The organism is Streptomyces tatrensis, assembly GCF_049310065.1.
Taxonomy (GTDB): Bacteria; Actinomycetota; Actinomycetes; order Streptomycetales; family Streptomycetaceae; genus Streptomyces.
This window is the reverse complement of the sequence record NZ_JBMDLB010000011.1, coordinates 1172805-1191478: the sequence shown is the minus strand read 5'-3', so window position 1 is coordinate 1191478 and position 18674 is coordinate 1172805. Positions and strand designations below refer to the sequence as shown.

Below are 18674 nucleotides of genomic sequence, written 5' to 3'. Positions count from 1 at the left end.
GGTTCGGGTGCGGGTGCGGGCGAATGGCTGACACTCACCGGACTCGCGCTGTGTTCATGTACTCATATGCCTGGAGCTGGATGATCCTGCCTGGATGTCCACCCTGCGCCCGCTGTTGCCCGTCGTGCTGCCGGCCCTGCTCAGCGTGCTGCTCGTGGCCCCGGCGCCCCCGCAGGCCCACGCCTCGGGGAGCGGCGAGCGCGAGGGGATCGAGACGGCCCGTACCGCCCGGCAGATCGCTCCCGGGGTACGGCTGGAGTCGTACGACCGGCTCGAAGCCGACCGGTGGCTCCGCATCGACGAACTCGACGTCCAGCTTGCGGTTACGGGTGCGGGTACGGGTGGCAGGAGCGGTACCGGTCTTCGGGTGGAGTACCTCGGCGGCCGGGGCGTCGCCACCGTCGCCGACTCCGCGGCCCGCCACCCCGCCGGGCCGGGCCGCCGGGTGGTCGCCGCCGTGAACGGGGACTTCTTCGACATCCGGGGTACGGGCGCCCCGCTCGGCCCCGGCATCGGCGCCGGCCGGCTGCTGCACGCGGCCTCGCCCGGCGCCGGTCAGGCCGTCGGCTTCGGCGCCGACGGGCCGGGCCGGGTGCTGGGCCTCGCCCTCGGCGGGAGCGTCACCCTGCCCGGCGGCCGGGTCCGCCCGCTCGCCGGTTTCAACACCGCGCGGCCGCCGGCCGAGGGCTTCGCCGCCTACACCGCCGACTGGCCGGCGGACGGACTCCCCGTGTCCGGACCGGCGGTGGAACTGCGCGACGGCCGGGTCGCGGCGGTGCGCGCGGCGGTACGCGGGTCCGTGCGCCGGGAGCGTCCCGTACCCGGCACCACCGTGCTGGTCGCGGCCGGCGCGGCGGCGCCTGAACTCGCCGCCCTGCGCCCCGGTGACGCGGTCGCCGTGGCGGCCCGGCCGGTGGCGGCCGGGGGCGGGCCGCTCCCGGCGAACGCGGTCGGCGGCCGGGAGGCGCTCGTGGTGGCCGGAGTCCCGCAGAACCACGACGGCGAGCCGAACAACGCGGCCGCGCCGCGCACCGCCGTCGGCTTCTCCCGCGACGGCCGCCGGGTCCGCCTGGTCACCGTCGACGGCCGTCAGCGCGACAGCGGAGGGATGACCCTGACGGCGCTCGGCCGGCTGATGCACCGGCTCGGCGCCCACGAGGCCCTCAACCTGGACGGCGGCGGCTCCTCGACCCTGCTCGCCGCGCAGATCGGGGAGACGGCCCTGACCGTGGAGAACTCCCCGCCCGACGGCCGCCAGCGCCCCGTCCCCAACGGCCTGGTCCTGACCGCCCCGGCCGGCTCCGGCCCCGCCACCGGCTACCGGATCGAGCCCGTCGGCGGAGCCGCGCGCGCATTCTCCGGCCTCACCCGGACCCTCGGGGCCACCCCCTACGACGCACACCTCGGCCCGGTGCCGGCGCAGCAGAAGGCGCCGGGGTGGTCCCTCCCGGAGGGCCGGGGCCGTATCGATCCCGGCGGGGTCCTGCGCGCGTCGGGCACCGGCCCGGTGGAGGTGCGGGCCCGCCTCGGAGCGGCGAGCGGGGCGCTCCGCCTCGACGTTCTCGGCGCCCTGACCCGGATCCGGGCCGTTCCGGAGCGGATCGGGCTCGCGGCGGAAGGCGAGACCGCGCGGTTCGTCCTGACCGGGTACGACGCGCAGGGCGCCGCCGCCGTGGTCGAACCCCGGGACGTGGAGCTCGACTTCGACCGTTCCCGGTGGAGGGTGGCCGACGACGGACGCGGCGGCTTCACGGTAACCGCCCGAGTCCCGAACGCGACGGGGCAACTGCGCGCCACGGTACGGGGGGTGGCCCCGGCCGCCTCGGCTTCCACGGCTTCCGCGGGTGCGGCGCCCGCCTCGCCCGCCCCGGGCAACTCCGGTGCCGCCGTGGCCCCGGCCCTGGTGGCTCTCGGGGTGGGCCTGTCCGACCTGCCGCTCGCGGACCTGGAGGACGCCACTCGCTGGACCGGCCCCGGCGCCGCGCCCGGAGCGGGCCGTCCGGGTCGGGGGCTCGCCCTCGCACCGCCCGCCGGTGGCGGGACCGCCGCAGCGACCCCGCCCCGGCCCCTCCGGATCCCCGAACTGGCCCGGTCGCTCACCCTCTGGGTGAACGGCGACGGCTCCGGGGCCCGGCCCGCGGTGGAACTCACCGACGGCGACGGGGCCCCCGCAGTCCTGCGCGGGCCGGCGGTGGACTGGACCGGCTGGCGCCAGATCAGCCTGCCACTCCCGCCGATGGCGGAGCGCCCACTCACCGTGACCCGCCTCTCGGCCACCACCCCCGCGGCCACCCGCACGCCGACCCTGGCTCCGATCTCGATCCTGACTCCGGCCAAGGCCAAGGCCAAGGCCCCGGCCCTGGCTCCGGTCTCGACCCCAGCCCCGGCCCCGACGCCGGCCCAGGCTCCGATCCTGGCTCCGGCCCAGGCCAAGGCCCAGGCCCAGGCCCCGGCCCAGGCCAAGCCTCCGGTCCCGACCCCTACCCCGGCCAAGGCTCCGGTCCCGGCCCCGGCCCCGGCCCCGGCTCCCGCTCCGGGTCCGACTCCGGCCTCGGCCAAGACCCCGGCTCCGGCCAAGGCCAAGGCCGTGACCCCGGCCCCGGCTCCGGCCCTGGCATCGGCCTCGGCCCCGGCCTCGGCCTTGGCCCCGATCCCCGCCCTGGCCCTGGTCCAGATCCCGGCCCCGGCCCCGGCCCCGGCGTTGGCATCGGCCAAGACTCCGGCCCGGGCAGAGGCCCTGGCCTCGGCCAAGACCCCGGCTCTGGTCCCAGGCCCGGCCCCGGCCCCGGCGTCGGCGTCGGCGTCGGCGTCGGCCAAGACTCCGGCTCGGGCCCCGGCCCCGGCCTCGGTCCCGTCCCCGGCTCCCGCTCCCGCTCCGGGTCCGACTCCGGCCTCGGCCTCGGCCAGGACATCGGCTCCGGCCAAGGCCCTGCCCCCGGCTCCGGCTCCGGCCCCGGCCAAGCCCGCCGCCCCGCGGCTGCTGCTCGACAGCCTGGTGGCGCGGACGCCGCCGACCGGGGTGGTTCGTACGGGCGGGGTTCCGGATCCGATCGTGGCCACCGTGGCACGGGTGGACGCCCGGCCCTGGCGGTTCGCGGTCGGCCCCGTCGGGGTGCGGCCGGCCGGGGTCTCCGCCGTCGACTTCGTGCTGACCGGTACCGGCCGGCCGGCCTTCGTGCACCGGGGGGTACGGTTCCTGCCGCTCGGCTCCGCGCGGCCCACCCTCGCCGGCGGCGGGCTGGACCGGGTCACGGCCCTGCGCGCGGCCCTGGCGACGGCCGCCCGGGAGCCGGGCACGGGTGCGCTGGCCGTCGTAGAGCCGTACGCGCCGCAGGCCGTCGACCGCAAGGAGGCCGCCCTGCGCCTGCGGCTCCTGGCGGAGTTCCGCCGGGCCACCGGCAAACGGGCCCTGGTCCTCACCGTCGGCGCTCCCCGCTTCGCGGCCGGCCGTACCGAGGGCGTGCTCACCGTCGCGGCCCCGCGCACCGGCCGCACCGTGATCGGCGCCGACGCCTTCGCGGCGGGCGACTGGCTCTCCGTACTGCCGGCCGGCAGCCGGTGAATCCGGTCAGGATCGGAGAAGCGCCGGCCGCCCACCCGCCCGTAGCGTGAAAGTCATGGACACCGACACCGACACCGACACCGACACCGACATCAGTCTTTCGCAGTGCTTCATCGCCGTCGACGACCACGACACGGCGGTCCCCTTCTACCGGGACGTCCTCGGCCTGGAGGTCCGGGGCGACGTCGGCTTCGGGGGGATGCGCTGGGTGACCCTCGGTTCGCCCGCGCAGCCCGATGTGGACATCGTCCTCGAACCGCCCGTCGCGAACCCGAACGCCTCGTCCGCCGACCGCGAGGCCATGGCGGAACTGCTGGCCAAGGGCCTGCTGCGCGGAGTCATCTTCCGCACCGACGACTGCGACGCCACCTTCGAACGCATCCGGGCCGCCGGCGGCGACGTGCTCCAGGAGCCGATCGACCAGCCGTACGGCGTCCGGGACTGCGCCTTCCGCGACCCGGCCGGCAACATGATCCGGTTCCACCAGCCCCGCACGCGCTGAGATCCACCGCCCCTCCTACCTGGTGCCGCTCCCGGACGACACCGCCGATCGGGTAGACAGGGGAGCGTTGCCGCGACCGCGAAAGGCGGCGCCGGCCCGACAGAGCGGCGTCAGCCCAACAGTATGGAGACACGATGAGCAAGGTCACGAGGACGGGCACGCAGTCCCCCGAGCCGCACGCCGCCGACGTCCACGACCTGATCCGCGTACACGGAGCGCGGGTGAACAACCTCAAGGACGTCAGCGTCGAGATCCCCAAGCGCCGGCTCACGGTCTTCACCGGCGTGTCCGGCTCGGGCAAGAGCTCCCTGGTGTTCGACACGATCGCCGCCGAGTCGCAGCGGCTGATCAACGAGACCTACAGCGCCTTCCTCCAGGGCTTCATGCCGACCCTGGCCCGGCCCGAGGTGGACGTCCTCGACGGGCTGACCACCGTCATCTCCGTCGACCAGCAGCGGATGGGCGCCGACCCCCGCTCGACGGTGGGCACGGCCACCGACGCGAACGCGATGCTGCGCATCCTCTTCAGCCGCCTCGGAAAGCCGCACATCGGCTCGCCCAAGGCCTTCTCCTTCAACGTGGCCTCCATCAGCGGGGCCGGCGCCGTCACCATGGAGCGCGGCGGGCAGACCGTGAAGGAGCGGCGCAGCTTCAGCATCACCGGCGGCATGTGCCCGCGCTGCGAGGGCCGGGGCGCTGTCAACGACATCGACCTCACCGCGCTGTACGACGACACCAAGTCGCTCAGCGAGGGCGCCCTGACCATCCCCGGCTACACGATGGACGGCTGGTACGGCCGCATCTTCAGCGGCTCCGGCTTCTTCGACATGGACAAGCCGATCCGCAAGTACACCAAGCGCGAGCTGGCCGACCTGCTCCACAAGGAGCCGACCAAGATCAAGGTCGAGGGGATCAACCTCACCTACGAGGGCATCATCCCCAAGCTCCAGAAGTCGATGCTGTCCAAGGACGTCGAGGCGCTGCAGCCGCACATCCGGGCCTTCGTGAAGCGCGCGGTGACCTTCAGCGTCTGTCCCGACTGCGAGGGCACCCGGCTCAGCGAGGGGGCCCGGTCCTCGAAGATCAAGAAGATCAGCATCGCCGACGCCTGCGCGATGCAGATCAGCGACCTGGCCAAGTGGGTCCGCGACCTCGACGAGCCCTCGGTGGCCCCGCTCCTCGCCACGCTCCGCCAGACCCTCGACTCGTTCGTGGAGATCGGGCTCGGCTACCTGTCGCTGGACCGGCCCTCGGGCACGCTGTCGGGCGGCGAGGCCCAGCGCGTCAAGATGATCCGCCACCTCGGCTCCTCGCTCACCGACATCACCTACGTCTTCGACGAGCCCACCGTCGGCCTGCACCCCCACGACATCCAGCAGATGAACCGCCTCCTGCTGCGGCTGCGCGACAAGGGCAACACGGTGCTCGTCGTGGAGCACAAGCCGGAGACGATCGCGATCGCCGACCACGTCGTCGACCTCGGCCCCGGCGCCGGCCAGGGGGGCGGCACCATCTGCTTCGAGGGCACCGTCGAGGGGCTGCGCGCGGGCGACACCATCACGGGCCGGCACTTCGGCGACCGCGCGAGCCTCAAGGAGACGGTGCGCGAGCCCAACGGAAAGCTGGAGATCCGCGGAGCCAAGACGCACAACCTGCGGGGCGTCGACGTCGACGTACCGCTCGGGGTGCTCGTCGTGGTCACCGGCGTCGCCGGCTCCGGCAAGAGCTCGCTCGTCCACGGCTCGCTGCCACATCGGGCGGGGGCGGCGAGCGAGGGCGTGGTCTCCGTCGACCAGGGCGCGATCCGCGGTTCCCGGCGCAGCAACCCGGCCACCTACACCGGCCTGCTCGACCCGATCCGCAAGGCCTTCGCCAAGGCCAACGGCGTGAAGCCGGCCCTGTTCAGCGCCAACTCCGAGGGCGCCTGCCCCGGCTGCAACGGCGCGGGGGTCGTCTACACCGACCTGGCGATGATGGCCGGGGTCTCCACCACCTGCGAGGAGTGCGACGGCAAGCGCTTCCACGCCTCGGTCCTGGAACACCACCTCGGCGGCCGCGACATCAGCGAGGTCCTCGCGATGTCCGTCACCGAGGCCGCCGAGTTCTTCGGTGAAGGCGAGGCGCGCACCCCGGCCGCGCACAAGATCCTGGAGCGGATGGCGGCCGTGGGCCTGGGCTACCTCAGCCTCGGCCAGCCGCTGACCACCCTCTCCGGCGGCGAGCGGCAGCGGCTCAAGCTGGCCACGCACATGGCCGACAAGGGCGGGGTCTACGTGCTCGACGAGCCGACCGCCGGCCTGCACCTCGCCGACGTCGAACAGCTCCTGGGCCTCCTCGACGGCCTCGTCGACTCCGGGAAGTCGGTGATCGTGGTCGAACACCACCAGGCGGTCATGGCACACGCCGACTGGATCATCGACCTCGGCCCCGGCGCCGGTCACGACGGCGGCCGGATCGTCTTCGAGGGCACCCCCGCCGACCTCGTCGCCACCCGCTCCACCCTCACGGGCGAGCACCTGGCGACCTACGTCGGCGCGTAGGCGCGTACCCGGCTCCTAGAGCCGTACGAGGGTGACCTCGGTCGCCTTCACGCTGGTCCACACCGCGGCGCCGTCGACGATTCCCAGTTCGGCGGCGGCCTCGGGGGTGATCTCCGCGACGAGGTCGGGTGCCTGGTCCGAGCCGACCAGCACGCGCAGCCGGCTGCCGACCGAGGTGATCTCCCGTACGGTGCCGGGCCATACGTTACGAGGGCTGCCGCCCGGGCGGTCCCGGTGCACGGACACCGCCTCGGGGGCGATGATCGCGAGCGCCTGCGCCCCCTCGGGCAGCGCCTCGGCCACCACCAGGCGGCCCCCGGCGGCGAGTTCCAGCCCGTGGGCCGAGGCCGTGCCGGGCCAGGCGTTGCGGCCCAGCATCCGGGCCACCCACGGGGAGCGCGGATGCCGGGTCACCTCGGCGGGCGGAGCGTCCTGCAGGGTCCGCCCGTCGGAGAGTACGAGGACCCGGTCGGCCAGGGACACCGCCTCGACGGGGTCGTGCGTGACGATGAGGCAGACCCCGCCGAAGCCGGCCAGGTGCGTGCGCAGGGTGTGCCGGACACGGGCTCGGGTCGTCTGGTCCAGGGCGGCGAGCGGCTCGTCGAGCAGCAGCAGCCGGGGCCGGGCGGCCAGCGCGCGGGCCAGCGCCACCCGCTGGGCCTGCCCGCCGGAGAGCTGGGCGGGCTTGCGGTGGGCGAGGTGCCCGACGCCGAGCCGGTCCAGCCAGGCCTGCGCCTCGGCCCGGGCGGCGGCCCGCGGCACCCGGCGGGCGCGCAGCCCGTAGGAGGTGTTGGCGAGCGCGCTCAGGTGCGGGAACAGCGCGCCGTCCTGGGGGACCCAGGCGACCTGGCGCCGGTGCGGGGGCAGGCCGGTCACATCGGCGTTGCCGAGCCGGAGCTCGGCGTGGGCGCGGGGGGTCAGGCCGAGCAGGGCGCGCAGCAGGGTGGTCTTGCCGGCGCCGTTCTCGCCGACGACGGCGATGGTGGTGCCGGGTTCGGCGTCGAGGGTGAGCTCGTTGAAACCGGTGACGGTGGCGTGCAGCGGCCAGCGCCCGCCGTCGGCCGAAGTCCCGGCCGAAGTCCCGGCCGAAGTCCCGGCCGCCGGCGAGGCTGCCGGGGACGCGGGAGGGGCCGGAGCCCCGGGCGGTACGGGCCCCACGGGATCAGGACCGGCGGCCTCCTCGGCGACCACCGGGGCACCGGTGTCCTTGCGGGCGACGGGGGTTCCCGTCCACCTCCCGCGCAGGGCGACGAGTACGGCCATGGCGATCGCGAGCAGCAGCAGGGACACGGAGGTGGCGGCTTCGGGCTGGTCCTGGAGCAGCAGGTAGACCTGGAGCGGCAGGGTCTGGGTGGTGCCCGGGAGGTTGCCCGCGAAGGTGATGGTGGCGCCGAACTCTCCGAGTGCCCGCGCCCAGGTCAGCGCGGCTCCGGCGACCAGGCCCGGGGCCACCATCGGCAGCGTCACGGTGAAGAACACGCGCAGCGGCGTGGAACCGAGGGAGGCGGCGGTCTCCTCGTAGCTCGGCCTGAGCCCGGCCAGCGCGCCCTCCAGGCTGATCACGAGGAAGGGCATCGCGACGAAGGTGGCCGCGACGACCGCGCCGGAGGTGTGGAAGGGCAGCGTGATCCCGAAGGTGCCCTCCAGCCAGGGTCCGAGCAGACCGCGCCGGCCGAAGCCGAGCAGCAGGGCCACACCGCCGACCGTGGGCGGCAGCACCATGGGGAGCAGGACCAGCGAGCGCACCAGCGCCTTGCCCTTGAACTCGACGCGGGCCAGCAGCCAGGCGAGCGGCACCCCGAGGAGGAGGGAGAAGCCGAGCGCCCACAGGGACACGACCAGCGAGAGCCGGAGCGCCTCGACCACACCGGGGCTGGTGAGGTGGGTGCCGAGCTCGCTCCAGTGGGTGCGGGTGAGGATGCCGACGAGCGGCATCAGCAGGAACGCCACGGCGAGCAGCGCGGGGAGCGCCAGAGCCACGGGGGGCCGGGCGCGGCGGGTACGGAGTCTGCTCATGTGTGTTCCTGGCCGGTGATGTCGGGACGCCACCGGGGACGTCGGGATGCCCGGGCGGCGTGTGAAGCGTAATGCGGCGAACGCCGAACGGAGAGGGACCGCCCGTCCCCCCGGACCGGGCGGTCCCTCTCCGTCAGCGGACCCGTCAGGCCGTTACGCCTTCTGGAAGCCCGCGTCCTGGAGGATCTTCTGGGCCTCCGGGGTGCTCAGCCAGGCCACGAACGCGGCCGCGGCCTCGGCGTTCTTGGAACCCTTGAGCGAGGCGGCCGGGTACGAGGCCACGGCGTTCTCGGCGTCCGGGATCTCCACGACGGCGACCTTGTCACCGGACTTGAGCGTGTCGGTCTTGTAGACGAGACCGGCGTCGGCCTCGCCCAGCTCGACCTTGCTCAGCACGGCGCGGACGTTGGGCTCCTGGGAGACCGGCTTCACCTCGACCTTCTGCGCGTCGAGGATCTGCTTGCTGTAGCGGCCCACCGGGACCTCGGGCGCGGCCAGCACGACCTTGAGCTTGGTGTCGGCGAGGTCCTTGAGGCCGGCGACCTTGAACGGGTTGCCCCTGCCGGTCGCGATGACCAGGCGGTTCTTGGCGATGATCGCCGGGTCGTTGGTCTCGGCCTTCAGGCTGTCCATCGTCTTGGTGTCGGCGGTGACCAGCGCGTCGGCCGGGGCGCCCTGCTTGACCTGGGCGGCGAGCTCCTGCGAACCGGCGAAGGAGAAGGTGACCTTGGTCCCCGGGTGGGCCTTCTCGTACGCGGCGCCCGCGGCCTTGAAGACGTCGGTGAGGGAGGAGGCGGCGAGCACCGTCAGGTTCGCGGCCTTGGGCGCGGCGGACCCGGAGGTGCTGGGGGAGGCGGCGGCCCCGTCCTTCTTGCCGTCGCTGCTGCCGCAGGCGGCGAGCGCCGGCACGAGCAGGGCGGCGGAGAGGGCGAGCGCGGCGGTACGGCGGTTCAGGGGCAGGATCGGGGACATGAGCTGGTGCTCCTCGGTCGGGTCGGCGGCCGGCCTGGTGCCGGGTCCGCGCGGTGGTGACCCGCGCCGGGGACGGGCGGAGCGGGTGGGGACGCGTCGTACTGAGTGGTGTGGAGCTGGGTGGTGCCGAGCGGTACTGAGCGGGGCTGGGCTGGACTCGGCAGGACTGAGCGGGACTGGACTGGGTCGTACCGAGCGGTGCCGGGCGGGGTCAGGCGCGGTCGATGTGCACGCTGGTGGACTTCACGCGGGCGGTGGCCCGCATGCCCACCTCCAGCCCGAGCTCGTCGACGGCCTCCCGGGTGAGCAGGGAGACCAGGCGGTGGGGACCGGCCTGGATCTCGACCTGGGCGGCCACGTCGCCGAGCTTGACGGCGGTGACGATGCCCGGGAAGGCGTTGCGCGCCGAGGTGTACGTCTCGCCGTCCTCGGCGTGGGCCCCTTGCGCCACCTCTACGGAGAAGGCGGCCAGGGCACGGCCGTCGACCACCCGGCGACCGCTCTCGTCGCGATGGGTCGCGACGCGGCCGGCGTCGGCCCAGCGGCGTGCGGTATCCGGGCTGACGCCCAGAAAGCGGGCCGCCTGACCGATGGTGTAGGACTGCATGTGCGACAAGGTAGGGGCACGTGTGCCGCATTTGCAATTCCATTGGGATGATATCCATGGCAAGTACTGCCACCTTGTCGTAACCACCAAAAACCATTCCGTTTGTACGGGCCCGGCCCTGCCCCGCGCGCCTCGCTAGAGTCGGGGGCATGGCTGAAGAGGGAACCGCGGGTGCGGGATCGGGTACGGGGTCGGCGCGGGTCGACGTGTGGATCTGGTCGGTCCGGCTGACCAAGACGCGGGCGATCGCCGCCACGGCGTGCCGGGCGGGACACGTGCGGGTCAACGGCGAGCGCGCGAAGCCTGCCCAGGCGGTGCGGGCTGGGGACGAGGTGCGCCTCTTCCATGCGGGGCGGGAGCGCATCGTGGTGGTCCGGCGCCCGGTGTCCAAGCGGGTCGGTGCCCCGGCCGCCGCGGAATGCCTGACGGACAACAGCCCGCCGCCGCCGACCCCGGTGGAGGCCGCGGTGGTCGGCATCCGCGACCGCGGCGCGGGCCGCCCGACGAAGCGCGAGCGCCGCGAGATCGAAACCCTGCGCGGCGGCCGGTAGGCCGTCTCCGACCACGTAGGTTCACCGGGTTGCCGGGCGGCGGGTGAAGGTGTCGGTCGGCCCTTCTGCTCTACGGTGAAGGCCATGGAGCTGACGGCGAAGATGATCACCATTGACTGCGCGGAACCCCGGGAGCTCGCCGACTGGTGGGCGGTGGCCCTCGGAGCTGAGGTCGCGCAGGACTTCGGCGAGTTCGTCATCCTCGCGGCCCGGCCCCTCGTCCTGGGGTTCCAGCGCGTGCCCGAGGGGAAGCCGGGCAAGAACCGCGTCCACGTCGACTTCTCCTCTGCGGACCGTGGGGGAGACGTGGACCGGCTGGTGAAGCTGGGGGCGAGGGTCGTCGGCGAGCACACTGCGCCGGGCCTTGCGTGGACCACCCTGCAGGACCCTGCGGGCAACGAGTTCTGCGTCTCCGACTGACTCTTCCTCGTACGGTTCGGCGGTGGGCCCGCCCCTCCTCGCCAAGCCCCTCCTCGCCAAGGCCCTGCTCCCGCCTGCTCCGCCCGCACGCGGCCGCGTTGAGCAAATTTCTGCAAGCCATTGCGGCAGTTCTCTCCGCAAAGGGCCCATTCGGGCTGCCCGGACGCGCCGGGTGGCGAGATTTCCGGTTCACAAGGGGTTCACGCGCTGGTGACAGGTGGATAACCTCCCCGCAAAACCTTGCGGCAAGTTTTCAATGCCGCGGAGCCGCAGGGCTGTTGGGCCCCGCTTCGAGGAGCAGACCTTGAGATCACGTACGCGATCACGTCCCAGAGGACGGTCCACGGCCCTGGCGCTGGCGGTCGCCGGATGTCTGGCGGCCGCACTGCCGGCCGCCGGAGCCTCTCTCGCCGAGGCGGCCGCCCCGGCCACGGCCGCCCCCGCGGCGGCCGGTGACGGCACGGCGACGGTCTTCTACTACACCAAGACCCGCAACTGGGCTGCCTACAACCTGCATTGGGCCCCCGACGGCGGTAGCTGGACGACCGTCCCCGGCACCGGGATGGAAGACGCCTGTACCGACTGGGTGAAGAAGACCGTCAGCCTCGGCTCGGCCGCCGGCCTCCAGGCGACCTTCAACAACGGCCAGGGAACCTGGGACAACAACGGGGGCAAGAACTACGCCCTGGGCACCGGGGTCATCACCGTCAAGGATGGGGTCGTGGCCCACAGCGACCCCTGCGCCGCGGACCCCGGCACCGGCACGGGAACCGGCGCGAGCGCCACCGTCTACTACGCGACGACCACGGTCGGCTGGTCGACCGTCAACCTGCACTGGGCCCCGACCGGCGGCTCCTGGACCACGGTCCCCGGCACCGGAATGGACCCGGCCTGCACGGGCTGGGTGAAGAAGACGGTCCCGCTCGGCTCGGCCTCCGGCCTGGCCGCCACCTTCAACAACGGCAACGGCACCTGGGACAACAACAACGGCAGGAACTACGCGCTCGGTACGGGCCTGTCCACGGTGAAGGACACCACGGTCACCGCGAACGCCGCCGACCCGTGCGCCGCCGTCGTCCCCGACACGACCGCGCCCACCGTGCCCGCGAACCTGCGGGCCGCTGCCACGGACGTGTCCACCGTCGTGACCTGGGACGCCGCCACGGACGACCGGGGAGTGACCGGCTACCAGGTCACCCGCTCCGGCGGCACCAAGGGCACCGTCGTCACGTCCGTCACCTCCACGGTCCTCACCGAATCCGGCCTGGAGGAGCGCACCGCCTACACGTACACGGTCAGGGCGGTGGACGCCGCCGGGAACCTCTCCGCCGCCTCCACCGCGGCCGTCGCCACCACGGGCACCCGGCCCCCGGCCCCGGCCGGATCCGCGCCGCTGGGCGGCGACCCGCGCAAGGACCCGATCTACTTCGTGCTCACCGCCCGCTTCAACGACGGTGACAGCGCCAACAACCGGGGTGGCAGCCAGCACGTGAAGTCCGGGAACGCCGCGAACGGCGACCCCATGTTCCGCGGGGACTTCAAGGGTCTGGTCGAGAAGCTGGACTACGTCAAGGCCCTCGGATTCTCCGCGATCTGGATCACCCCGGTGGTGCTGAACCGTTCCGACTACGACTTCCACGGCTATCACGGCTACGACTTCTACAAGGTCGACCCCCGCCTGGAATCGGCGGGCGCGTCCTACCAGGACCTCATCAACGCCGCCCACGCCAAGGGCGTCAAGATCTACCAGGACGTGGTCTACAACCACAGCGCCCGCTGGGGAGCCAAGGGCCTGTTCACCCCCACCGTCTTCGGCGTGCGCGATGCGCAGTGGTCCTGGTACTACGACGAGAAGCAGACCGGCTTCGAGTACGACGGCCTCACCGTGGACCCCAAGAGCGGAAAGTCGTACTACAACGGCGACTTGTGGTCGACGGCCGAGCCGGCCGGGAACACCTGCGTCAACTGGGGCACGGCCACGCCGTACAAGAGCGCCGAGGGCTACACGATCTACAACTGCCAGTGGCCGAACCCGACCTCGGGCATGTTCCCCAAGGACCTGTTCCACCAGTGCTGGATCGGCAACTGGGAGGGTGAGGACGCCCGTTCCTGCTGGATCCACGAGGACCTCGCGGACTTCAACACCGAGAACGCGACCGTCCAGAACTACCTCATCGGCGCCTACAACAAGTACATCGACATGGGCGTCGACGGCTTCCGGGTCGACACGGCCGTGCACATCCCCCGCGTCACCTGGAACCGGCGCTTCCTGCCCGCCATCCAGCAGCGCGTGGCCCAGCAGTTCGGCGCCCAGAAGGCCCAGGACTTCTACGTCTTCGGCGAGGTGGGTTCCTTCGTCAACGACAAGTGGAACCGCGGCTCGGCCAACCAGTCGGCCCAGTACTACACGTGGAAGGAGTCCGCGACGTACAGCGCGGACGACGCCACCGCCGCCGTCCAGCAGTACACGACCGACAACGACCCGGCCAAGCAGCCGACCAGCACCAACGCCTTCCTGAGCGGCAACCTCTACCACGCCCCCGACCACAGCAAGTTCTCCGGCATGAACGTCATCGACATGCGCATGCACATGAACTTCGGCGACGCGAACAACGCCTTCCAGAACGGCAAGGACTCCGACGACAGTTACAACGACGCCACCTACAACGTCGTCTACGTCGACAGCCACGACTTCGGCCCCGGCAAATCCTCCACCCGCTACGCGGGCGGCACCGAGGCCTGGGCCGAGAACATGGCCCTGATGTGGACCTTCCGCGGCATCCCGACCCTGTACTACGGCTCCGAGATCGAGTTCCAGGCCGGCAAGCAGATCGACTGCGGCCCGACCTGCCCGCTCGCCGGCACCGGCCGCGCCTACTACGGGGACAAGATCGCGGGATCGGTCACCGCGTCCGGCTTCTCGAAGGTCGCCGCCGCCACCGGGCCGGTCGCCACCACCCTCGAATCCCCGCTGGTCAAACACCTCCAGAGGCTGAACGAGATCCGCCGCGCCGTGCCCGCCCTCCAGATGGGCCAGTACTCCACCGAGGGGGTCTCGGGAGGCATGGCCTTCAAGCGCCGCTACACCGACACCGCCACCGGAGTGGACAGCTTCGCCCTGGTGACCGTCACCGGGGCCGCCACGTACACCGGCGTACCCAACGGCACGTACAAGGACGCGGTCACCGGCGACGTGAAGACCGTCACCGGCGGCGCCCTGTCCGTCCCCGCCCCCGGAAAGGGCAACCTGCGGGTCTACGTGCTCGACCTGGGCGGCAGCAACGCCGCCCCCGGGAAGGTGGGCGCGACGGGTCCCTACCTGAAGTAGACGGCCCCTACCTGAAGCAGAGGAGTGAGAGCGGGGCGGGGTGGGGCGGGGTCATCCACCCCACCCCGCCTCTCGCGCATATGTTCGAATCCCGCGCTATTCTGGATCCATGCACGCACTCCAGGGCTCGCTCTTCGACCAGAGCGACGAGATCCGCATCGGCCCGCTGACGGGCGCCCGGCGTACGGAACTGGGCGCCGGTGCCTGGGTGGACCACCTGCCGGGCTGGCTGACGGGCGCCGACGCGCTGTTCGAACGGCTCGCGGCCGACGTCCCGTGGCACGCCGAGCGCCGGCAGATGTGGGAGCGGGAGGTGGCGGTCCCTCGCCTGCTGGCCCACTACGGCGAGGCCGACCCGCTGCCGCACCCCGCCCTCGCCGAGGCCAGGGTCGTACTGAGCCGCCACTACGCCCCCGAGCTGGGCGAAGCCTTCGTCACGGCGGGCCTGTGCCTGTACCGCGACGGCCGCGACAGCGTCGCCTGGCACGGCGACCGCACCGGCCGCTCGGCCACCGAGGACACGATGGTCGCGATCGTCTCGGTGGGCGACCCCCGCGACCTGGTCCTGCGCCCCCGCGACGGCGGCCCCACCCTGCTCCGCCTGCCCCTGGGCCACGGAGACCTGGTGGTGATGGGCGGCTCCTGCCAGCGCACGATGGAACACGCCATCCCCAAAACGGCCCGCCCGGTGGGCCCCCGGATCAGCGTCCAGTTCCGCCCGCGCGGGGTCCGCTGAGCCGACGTGGCGTGGCGTGGCGTGACGCGATGCGCGCGGGAGGCCGGAGGCGGTTTACGCCGTGTCGAGTTCCTTGGGCGTGCGGCCTGCCGAGGCTGCCGCGTGGAGGGAGCGCAGGGCCAGCAGCAGGATGCCGATGTCGTCCAGGTAGACCGGGTCCGGGATCAGGTCCACCGGGGAGACCGTGTACGCCACGGCGGCCCAGAACAGGGCCTTGTCGCGCAGCGGGATGCCCGCGTCGCGCAGGAGCCTGCGGGCCGCGAAGACCCGTACGAGGAGTACGGCCGCGGTGACCGCCAGGCCGGCCGCCACCACCGCCGCCACGATGAGCCAGACCGTCGTCGTGTCCATCAGGCGCCCTGGGTCCGGAGCCGGCGGCTGACCTCGCCGAGCCCGTCCGCGAGCGCGTCGAGCTGTTCGGGGGTGAGGACGTCCACCAGTACCTCCCGGACCGTGGTCACGTGCCCCGGCGCGGCCTCCGTCAGCCGGGCGCGGCCCGCGTCGGTGAGGACGGCGTATATCCCCCGGACGTCGGAGGGGCAGGTGCGGCGGCGGACGAGGCCCGCCTTCTCCATCTGGGTGACCTGGTAGGTCAGGCCGCTCTTGGAGTTGACGAGCCCGTTGGCGAGCTCCGTCATGCGCAGTTCGCCCTCCGGCGCCCTGGCGAGCCGTACGAGGATCTCGTACTGCGGGTGGGAGAGTCCGGAGTCGTCCTTGAGCTGCTGATCGAGGCGGCGGTTGACCAGGGCGGAGGCGGCCAGGAATCCGTCCCAGGCCCGCATTTCGCGGTCGTCCAGCCATTTCGTCTCAGCCATGGGTCCAGGCTACACGTGACGTTCCAATTTGAATCAGCGGCGGATGCGGAGCTAGGGTCGGAGCAGTGATTCGAATTTGAACAACCCGGGTACGGGCAACCCGCCCCGGGCCGCCCGACCGGAAGGACCCCCACCATGAGCAGCCCCATGACCAGCCCCTCCGTCACCACGCCGAAGCCGCGGGCCGGCGAACCGGCCGCGTCCCCCGCGCGCCCCTCCGGCGCCCAGGCGCCGTCCGTCCCCGCCCACGACGCCGGCCTGCTCCTCCTGCGCGTGGTCCTCGGCCTGACCATGGCCGCCCACGGCACCCAGAAGCTCTTCGGCTGGTTCGGCGGTGGCGGCATCAGCGGCACCGGCCGGTTCTTCACCGCCAGCGGCTACCCGGCGGGCGACGCCATGGCCGTCCTCGCCGGGCTGACCGAGACCCTCGGCGGCCTCGGACTCGTCCTCGGGCTGCTCACCCCGCTGGCGGGCGCCGCCCTGGTCGGCACCATGATCAACGCGATCGCCGTGCACGGCGCCGGCTCCTTCTTCGCCCCGGAGGGCATCGAGTACGAGCTCCTGCTCACCGCCGGCGCCGCCGCCCTCGCGCTCACCGGCCCCGGCCGGTACGCCGCCGACCGCTTCCTGCCCGTCCTGCGCGGCCACCGCCTCGCCCACGGCGCCCTCGCGGTCGGCCTCGGCGTCGTCACCGCGGGCGTGCTGCTCCTCGTACGGAACTGAGCGCACACCGTGCTGCCTCGGGGGCGGCTCCGGGCGGGACCCGTACGGGCTGATTGAGTGCTGGCATTCGGGGGAAAGTGCCCTAAATGACACAACCCATCGAAGACTACGCACTCATCGGCGACCTGATGACCAGTGGGCTGGTCGGCCGCGACGGGTCCATCGACTGGCTGTGCCTGCCGCGCTTCGACTCGGCCGCCTGTTTCGCCGCCCTCCTCGGCGACGAGGAGAACGGCCACTGGCGCATCGCCCCGGCCGCCGCCCCCGATTCCGCGCGCTGCGCCCGCCGCGCCTACGTCGACGGCACGCTCGTCCTGGAATCCTTCTGGGAGACCGAGGACGGCGCCTCGTTCAAGGTCATCGACTTCATGCCGCAGCGCGACACCGCGCCCGACCTGATGCGGATCGTCGAAGGCCTCACCGGCGAATCGACCGTGAGCAGCACCCTGCGCCTGCGCTTCGACTACGGGCACGTCGTGCCCTGGGTCCGGCGCGGCGGCAACCGCGAGGGCGACCGGGTCGCCGTCGCCGGACCCGACGCCGTGTGGCTGCGCAGCGAACCTTCCGTGCACACGTGGGGCGAGGGCATGAGCACCCGCTCCGAGTTCACCGTCGCCGCCGGCGAGCGCGTCGCCTTCGTGCTCACCTGGCACCCCTCGCACGAACCGCGCCCCGAGCCCCTGAACCCGTACGCCGCGCTGGAGCAGAGCCTGGCCGACTGGGGGGAGTGGACCGGCCGGTGCACCTACGAGGGCCCCTACCGGGAAGCGGTGGTCCGCTCCCTGATCACCCTCAAGGCCCTCACCTACGCCCCGACCGGCGGAATCGCCGCCGCCGCGACCACCTCCCTGCCGGAGGAGCTCGGCGGCGTCCGCAACTGGGACTACCGCTACTGCTGGCTGCGCGATTCCACCCTCACCCTCGGCTCGCTCGTGGCCACCGGGTACCTCGAGGAGGCCCGCGCCTGGCGGGAGTGGCTGCTGCGGGCCGTCGCGGGCGACCCGGCCGACCTGCAGATCATGTACGGGATCGGTGGCGAGCGGCGCATCCCGGAGAGCGAGCTGCCCTGGCTGAAGGGGTACGCGGGCTCCGCGCCGGTCCGGGTCGGCAACGCGGCCGTCGGCCAGCTCCAGCTCGACGTGTACGGCGAGGTCCTCGACTCCCTCTACGTGGCCCGCTCCGCCGGACTCCCCGCCGAGTGGCACTCCTGGAAGATCCAGCTCGCGCTGCTCGACTTCCTGGAGCAGAACTGGCACCGCCCCGACGAGGGACTGTGGGAAGTGCGCGGCCCGCGCCGCCACTTCACCCACTCCAAGGTGATGGCGTGGGTCGCCGCGGACCGGGCCGTGCGCACCCTGGAGCTCAACCCCAAACTTCCCGGCGACGTGCACCGCTGGCGCGCCATGAGGGAGGCGGTGCACCAGGACGTGTGCGAGAACGCCTACGACGCGGAGCGGCGCACCTTCACCCAGTACTACGGCTCCCGCGAACTGGACGCCGCCACCCTGCTCATCCCGCGCGTCGGCTTCCTGCCGCCCGACGACCCCCGCGTTGTCGGCACGGTCGACGCGGTGCGCGAGGAGCTGGGCCGCAGCGGCCTGGTCCGCCGCTACAGCACCGAGGGGCTCTCGGTGGACGGCCTGCCCGGCGACGAAGGGGCCTTCCTCGCCTGCTCGTTCTGGCTGACCGACGCCCTGTACCTGACCGGCCGGGAGAAGGAGGCGCGGGAGCTCTTCGAGCGGCTGCTGGCCGTACGCAACGACGTGGGACTGCTCGCCGAGGAGTACGACCCCGTCTCGGGACGCCAACTCGGCAACTTCCCCCAGGCGTTCAGCCATGTCGGCCTGGTGAACACCGCGCTCGTCCTGGGCGGCGGGAGCCCGGCGGTCGTGACGGGGTGAG

The 18674-nt window shown here is 73.0% G+C and carries 14 protein-coding genes; 9 read left to right on the top strand and 5 right to left on the bottom strand.

Annotated features, from left to right (window positions below; all coding sequences use genetic code 11):
• Positions 1-94: 94 nt before the first annotated feature.
• From ACODT5_RS20945 to ACODT5_RS20935, 3 genes are all read left to right on the top strand, one after another.
• A complete protein-coding gene (locus tag ACODT5_RS20945) occupies positions 95-3562 on the top strand; it encodes a phosphodiester glycosidase family protein (protein ID WP_422520842.1) in 3468 nt (1155 codons plus the stop codon).
• A 55-nt stretch (positions 3563-3617) separates the two neighbouring features.
• Positions 3618-4064 (top strand): VOC family protein, encoded by a 447-nt coding sequence (locus tag ACODT5_RS20940; RefSeq protein WP_422520841.1) that lies wholly within the window; start codon positions 3618-3620, stop codon positions 4062-4064.
• Between the two features lie 134 nt (positions 4065-4198).
• Entirely contained in the window at positions 4199-6604 is a 2406-nt protein-coding gene (locus ACODT5_RS20935) for an ATP-binding cassette domain-containing protein (protein ID WP_422520840.1), read from the top strand.
• A 15-nt stretch (positions 6605-6619) separates the two neighbouring features.
• Here ACODT5_RS20935 and ACODT5_RS20930 read toward each other — a convergent pair whose 3' ends face one another.
• From ACODT5_RS20930 to ACODT5_RS20920, 3 genes are all read right to left on the bottom strand, one after another.
• Positions 6620-8620, bottom strand: a complete 2001-nt coding sequence (locus tag ACODT5_RS20930; RefSeq protein WP_422520839.1) for an ABC transporter permease — start codon at positions 8618-8620, stop codon at positions 6620-6622.
• A 153-nt stretch (positions 8621-8773) separates the two neighbouring features.
• Positions 8774-9592, bottom strand: a complete 819-nt coding sequence (gene modA, locus ACODT5_RS20925) for a molybdate ABC transporter substrate-binding protein (protein ID WP_422520838.1) — start codon at positions 9590-9592, stop codon at positions 8774-8776.
• Positions 9593-9803: 211 nt separating this feature from the next.
• On the bottom strand, positions 9804-10199 hold the full coding sequence (locus ACODT5_RS20920; protein WP_422520837.1) for a TOBE domain-containing protein: 396 nt from the start codon (positions 10197-10199) through the stop codon (positions 9804-9806).
• Between the two features lie 149 nt (positions 10200-10348).
• On the opposite strand from ACODT5_RS20920, the gene ACODT5_RS20915 reads away from it, so the two are divergent.
• From ACODT5_RS20915 to ACODT5_RS20900, 4 genes are all read left to right on the top strand, one after another.
• A complete protein-coding gene (locus tag ACODT5_RS20915) occupies positions 10349-10750 on the top strand; it encodes an RNA-binding S4 domain-containing protein (RefSeq protein ID WP_422520836.1) in 402 nt (133 codons plus the stop codon).
• Positions 10751-10834: 84 nt separating this feature from the next.
• Complete coding sequence (locus ACODT5_RS20910; RefSeq protein ID WP_422520835.1) at positions 10835-11170, top strand: VOC family protein; 336 nt, start codon at positions 10835-10837, stop codon at positions 11168-11170.
• Positions 11171-11426: 256 nt separating this feature from the next.
• Positions 11427-14498 (top strand): carbohydrate binding domain-containing protein, encoded by a 3072-nt coding sequence (locus ACODT5_RS20905; protein WP_422520834.1) that lies wholly within the window; start codon positions 11427-11429, stop codon positions 14496-14498.
• A 109-nt stretch (positions 14499-14607) separates the two neighbouring features.
• On the top strand, positions 14608-15234 hold the full coding sequence (locus ACODT5_RS20900; RefSeq protein ID WP_422520833.1) for an alpha-ketoglutarate-dependent dioxygenase AlkB: 627 nt from the start codon (positions 14608-14610) through the stop codon (positions 15232-15234).
• Positions 15235-15288: 54 nt separating this feature from the next.
• Here the strand turns inward: ACODT5_RS20900 and ACODT5_RS20895 are convergent, their stop codons facing one another.
• Together ACODT5_RS20895 and ACODT5_RS20890 are read right to left on the bottom strand one after the other, a co-directional pair.
• Entirely contained in the window at positions 15289-15585 is a 297-nt protein-coding gene (locus tag ACODT5_RS20895) for a YkvA family protein (RefSeq protein WP_422520832.1), read from the bottom strand.
• Positions 15585-16049, bottom strand: a complete 465-nt coding sequence (locus ACODT5_RS20890; protein ID WP_422520831.1) for a MarR family winged helix-turn-helix transcriptional regulator — start codon at positions 16047-16049, stop codon at positions 15585-15587. Before ACODT5_RS20890 ends, ACODT5_RS20895 begins: the two co-directional genes overlap by 1 nt.
• Positions 16050-16196: 147 nt before the next feature.
• On the opposite strand from ACODT5_RS20890, the gene ACODT5_RS20885 reads away from it, so the two are divergent.
• Together ACODT5_RS20885 and ACODT5_RS20880 are read left to right on the top strand one after the other, a co-directional pair.
• Positions 16197-16772 carry a DoxX family protein gene (locus ACODT5_RS20885; RefSeq protein WP_422524982.1) on the top strand — a complete coding sequence of 192 codons (576 nt, stop codon included), beginning with the start codon at positions 16197-16199 and terminating at the stop codon, positions 16770-16772.
• 86 nt (positions 16773-16858) lie between these two features.
• Complete coding sequence (locus tag ACODT5_RS20880; protein ID WP_422520830.1) at positions 16859-18673, top strand: glycoside hydrolase family 15 protein; 1815 nt, start codon at positions 16859-16861, stop codon at positions 18671-18673.
• Position 18674: the final 1 nt, after the last annotated feature.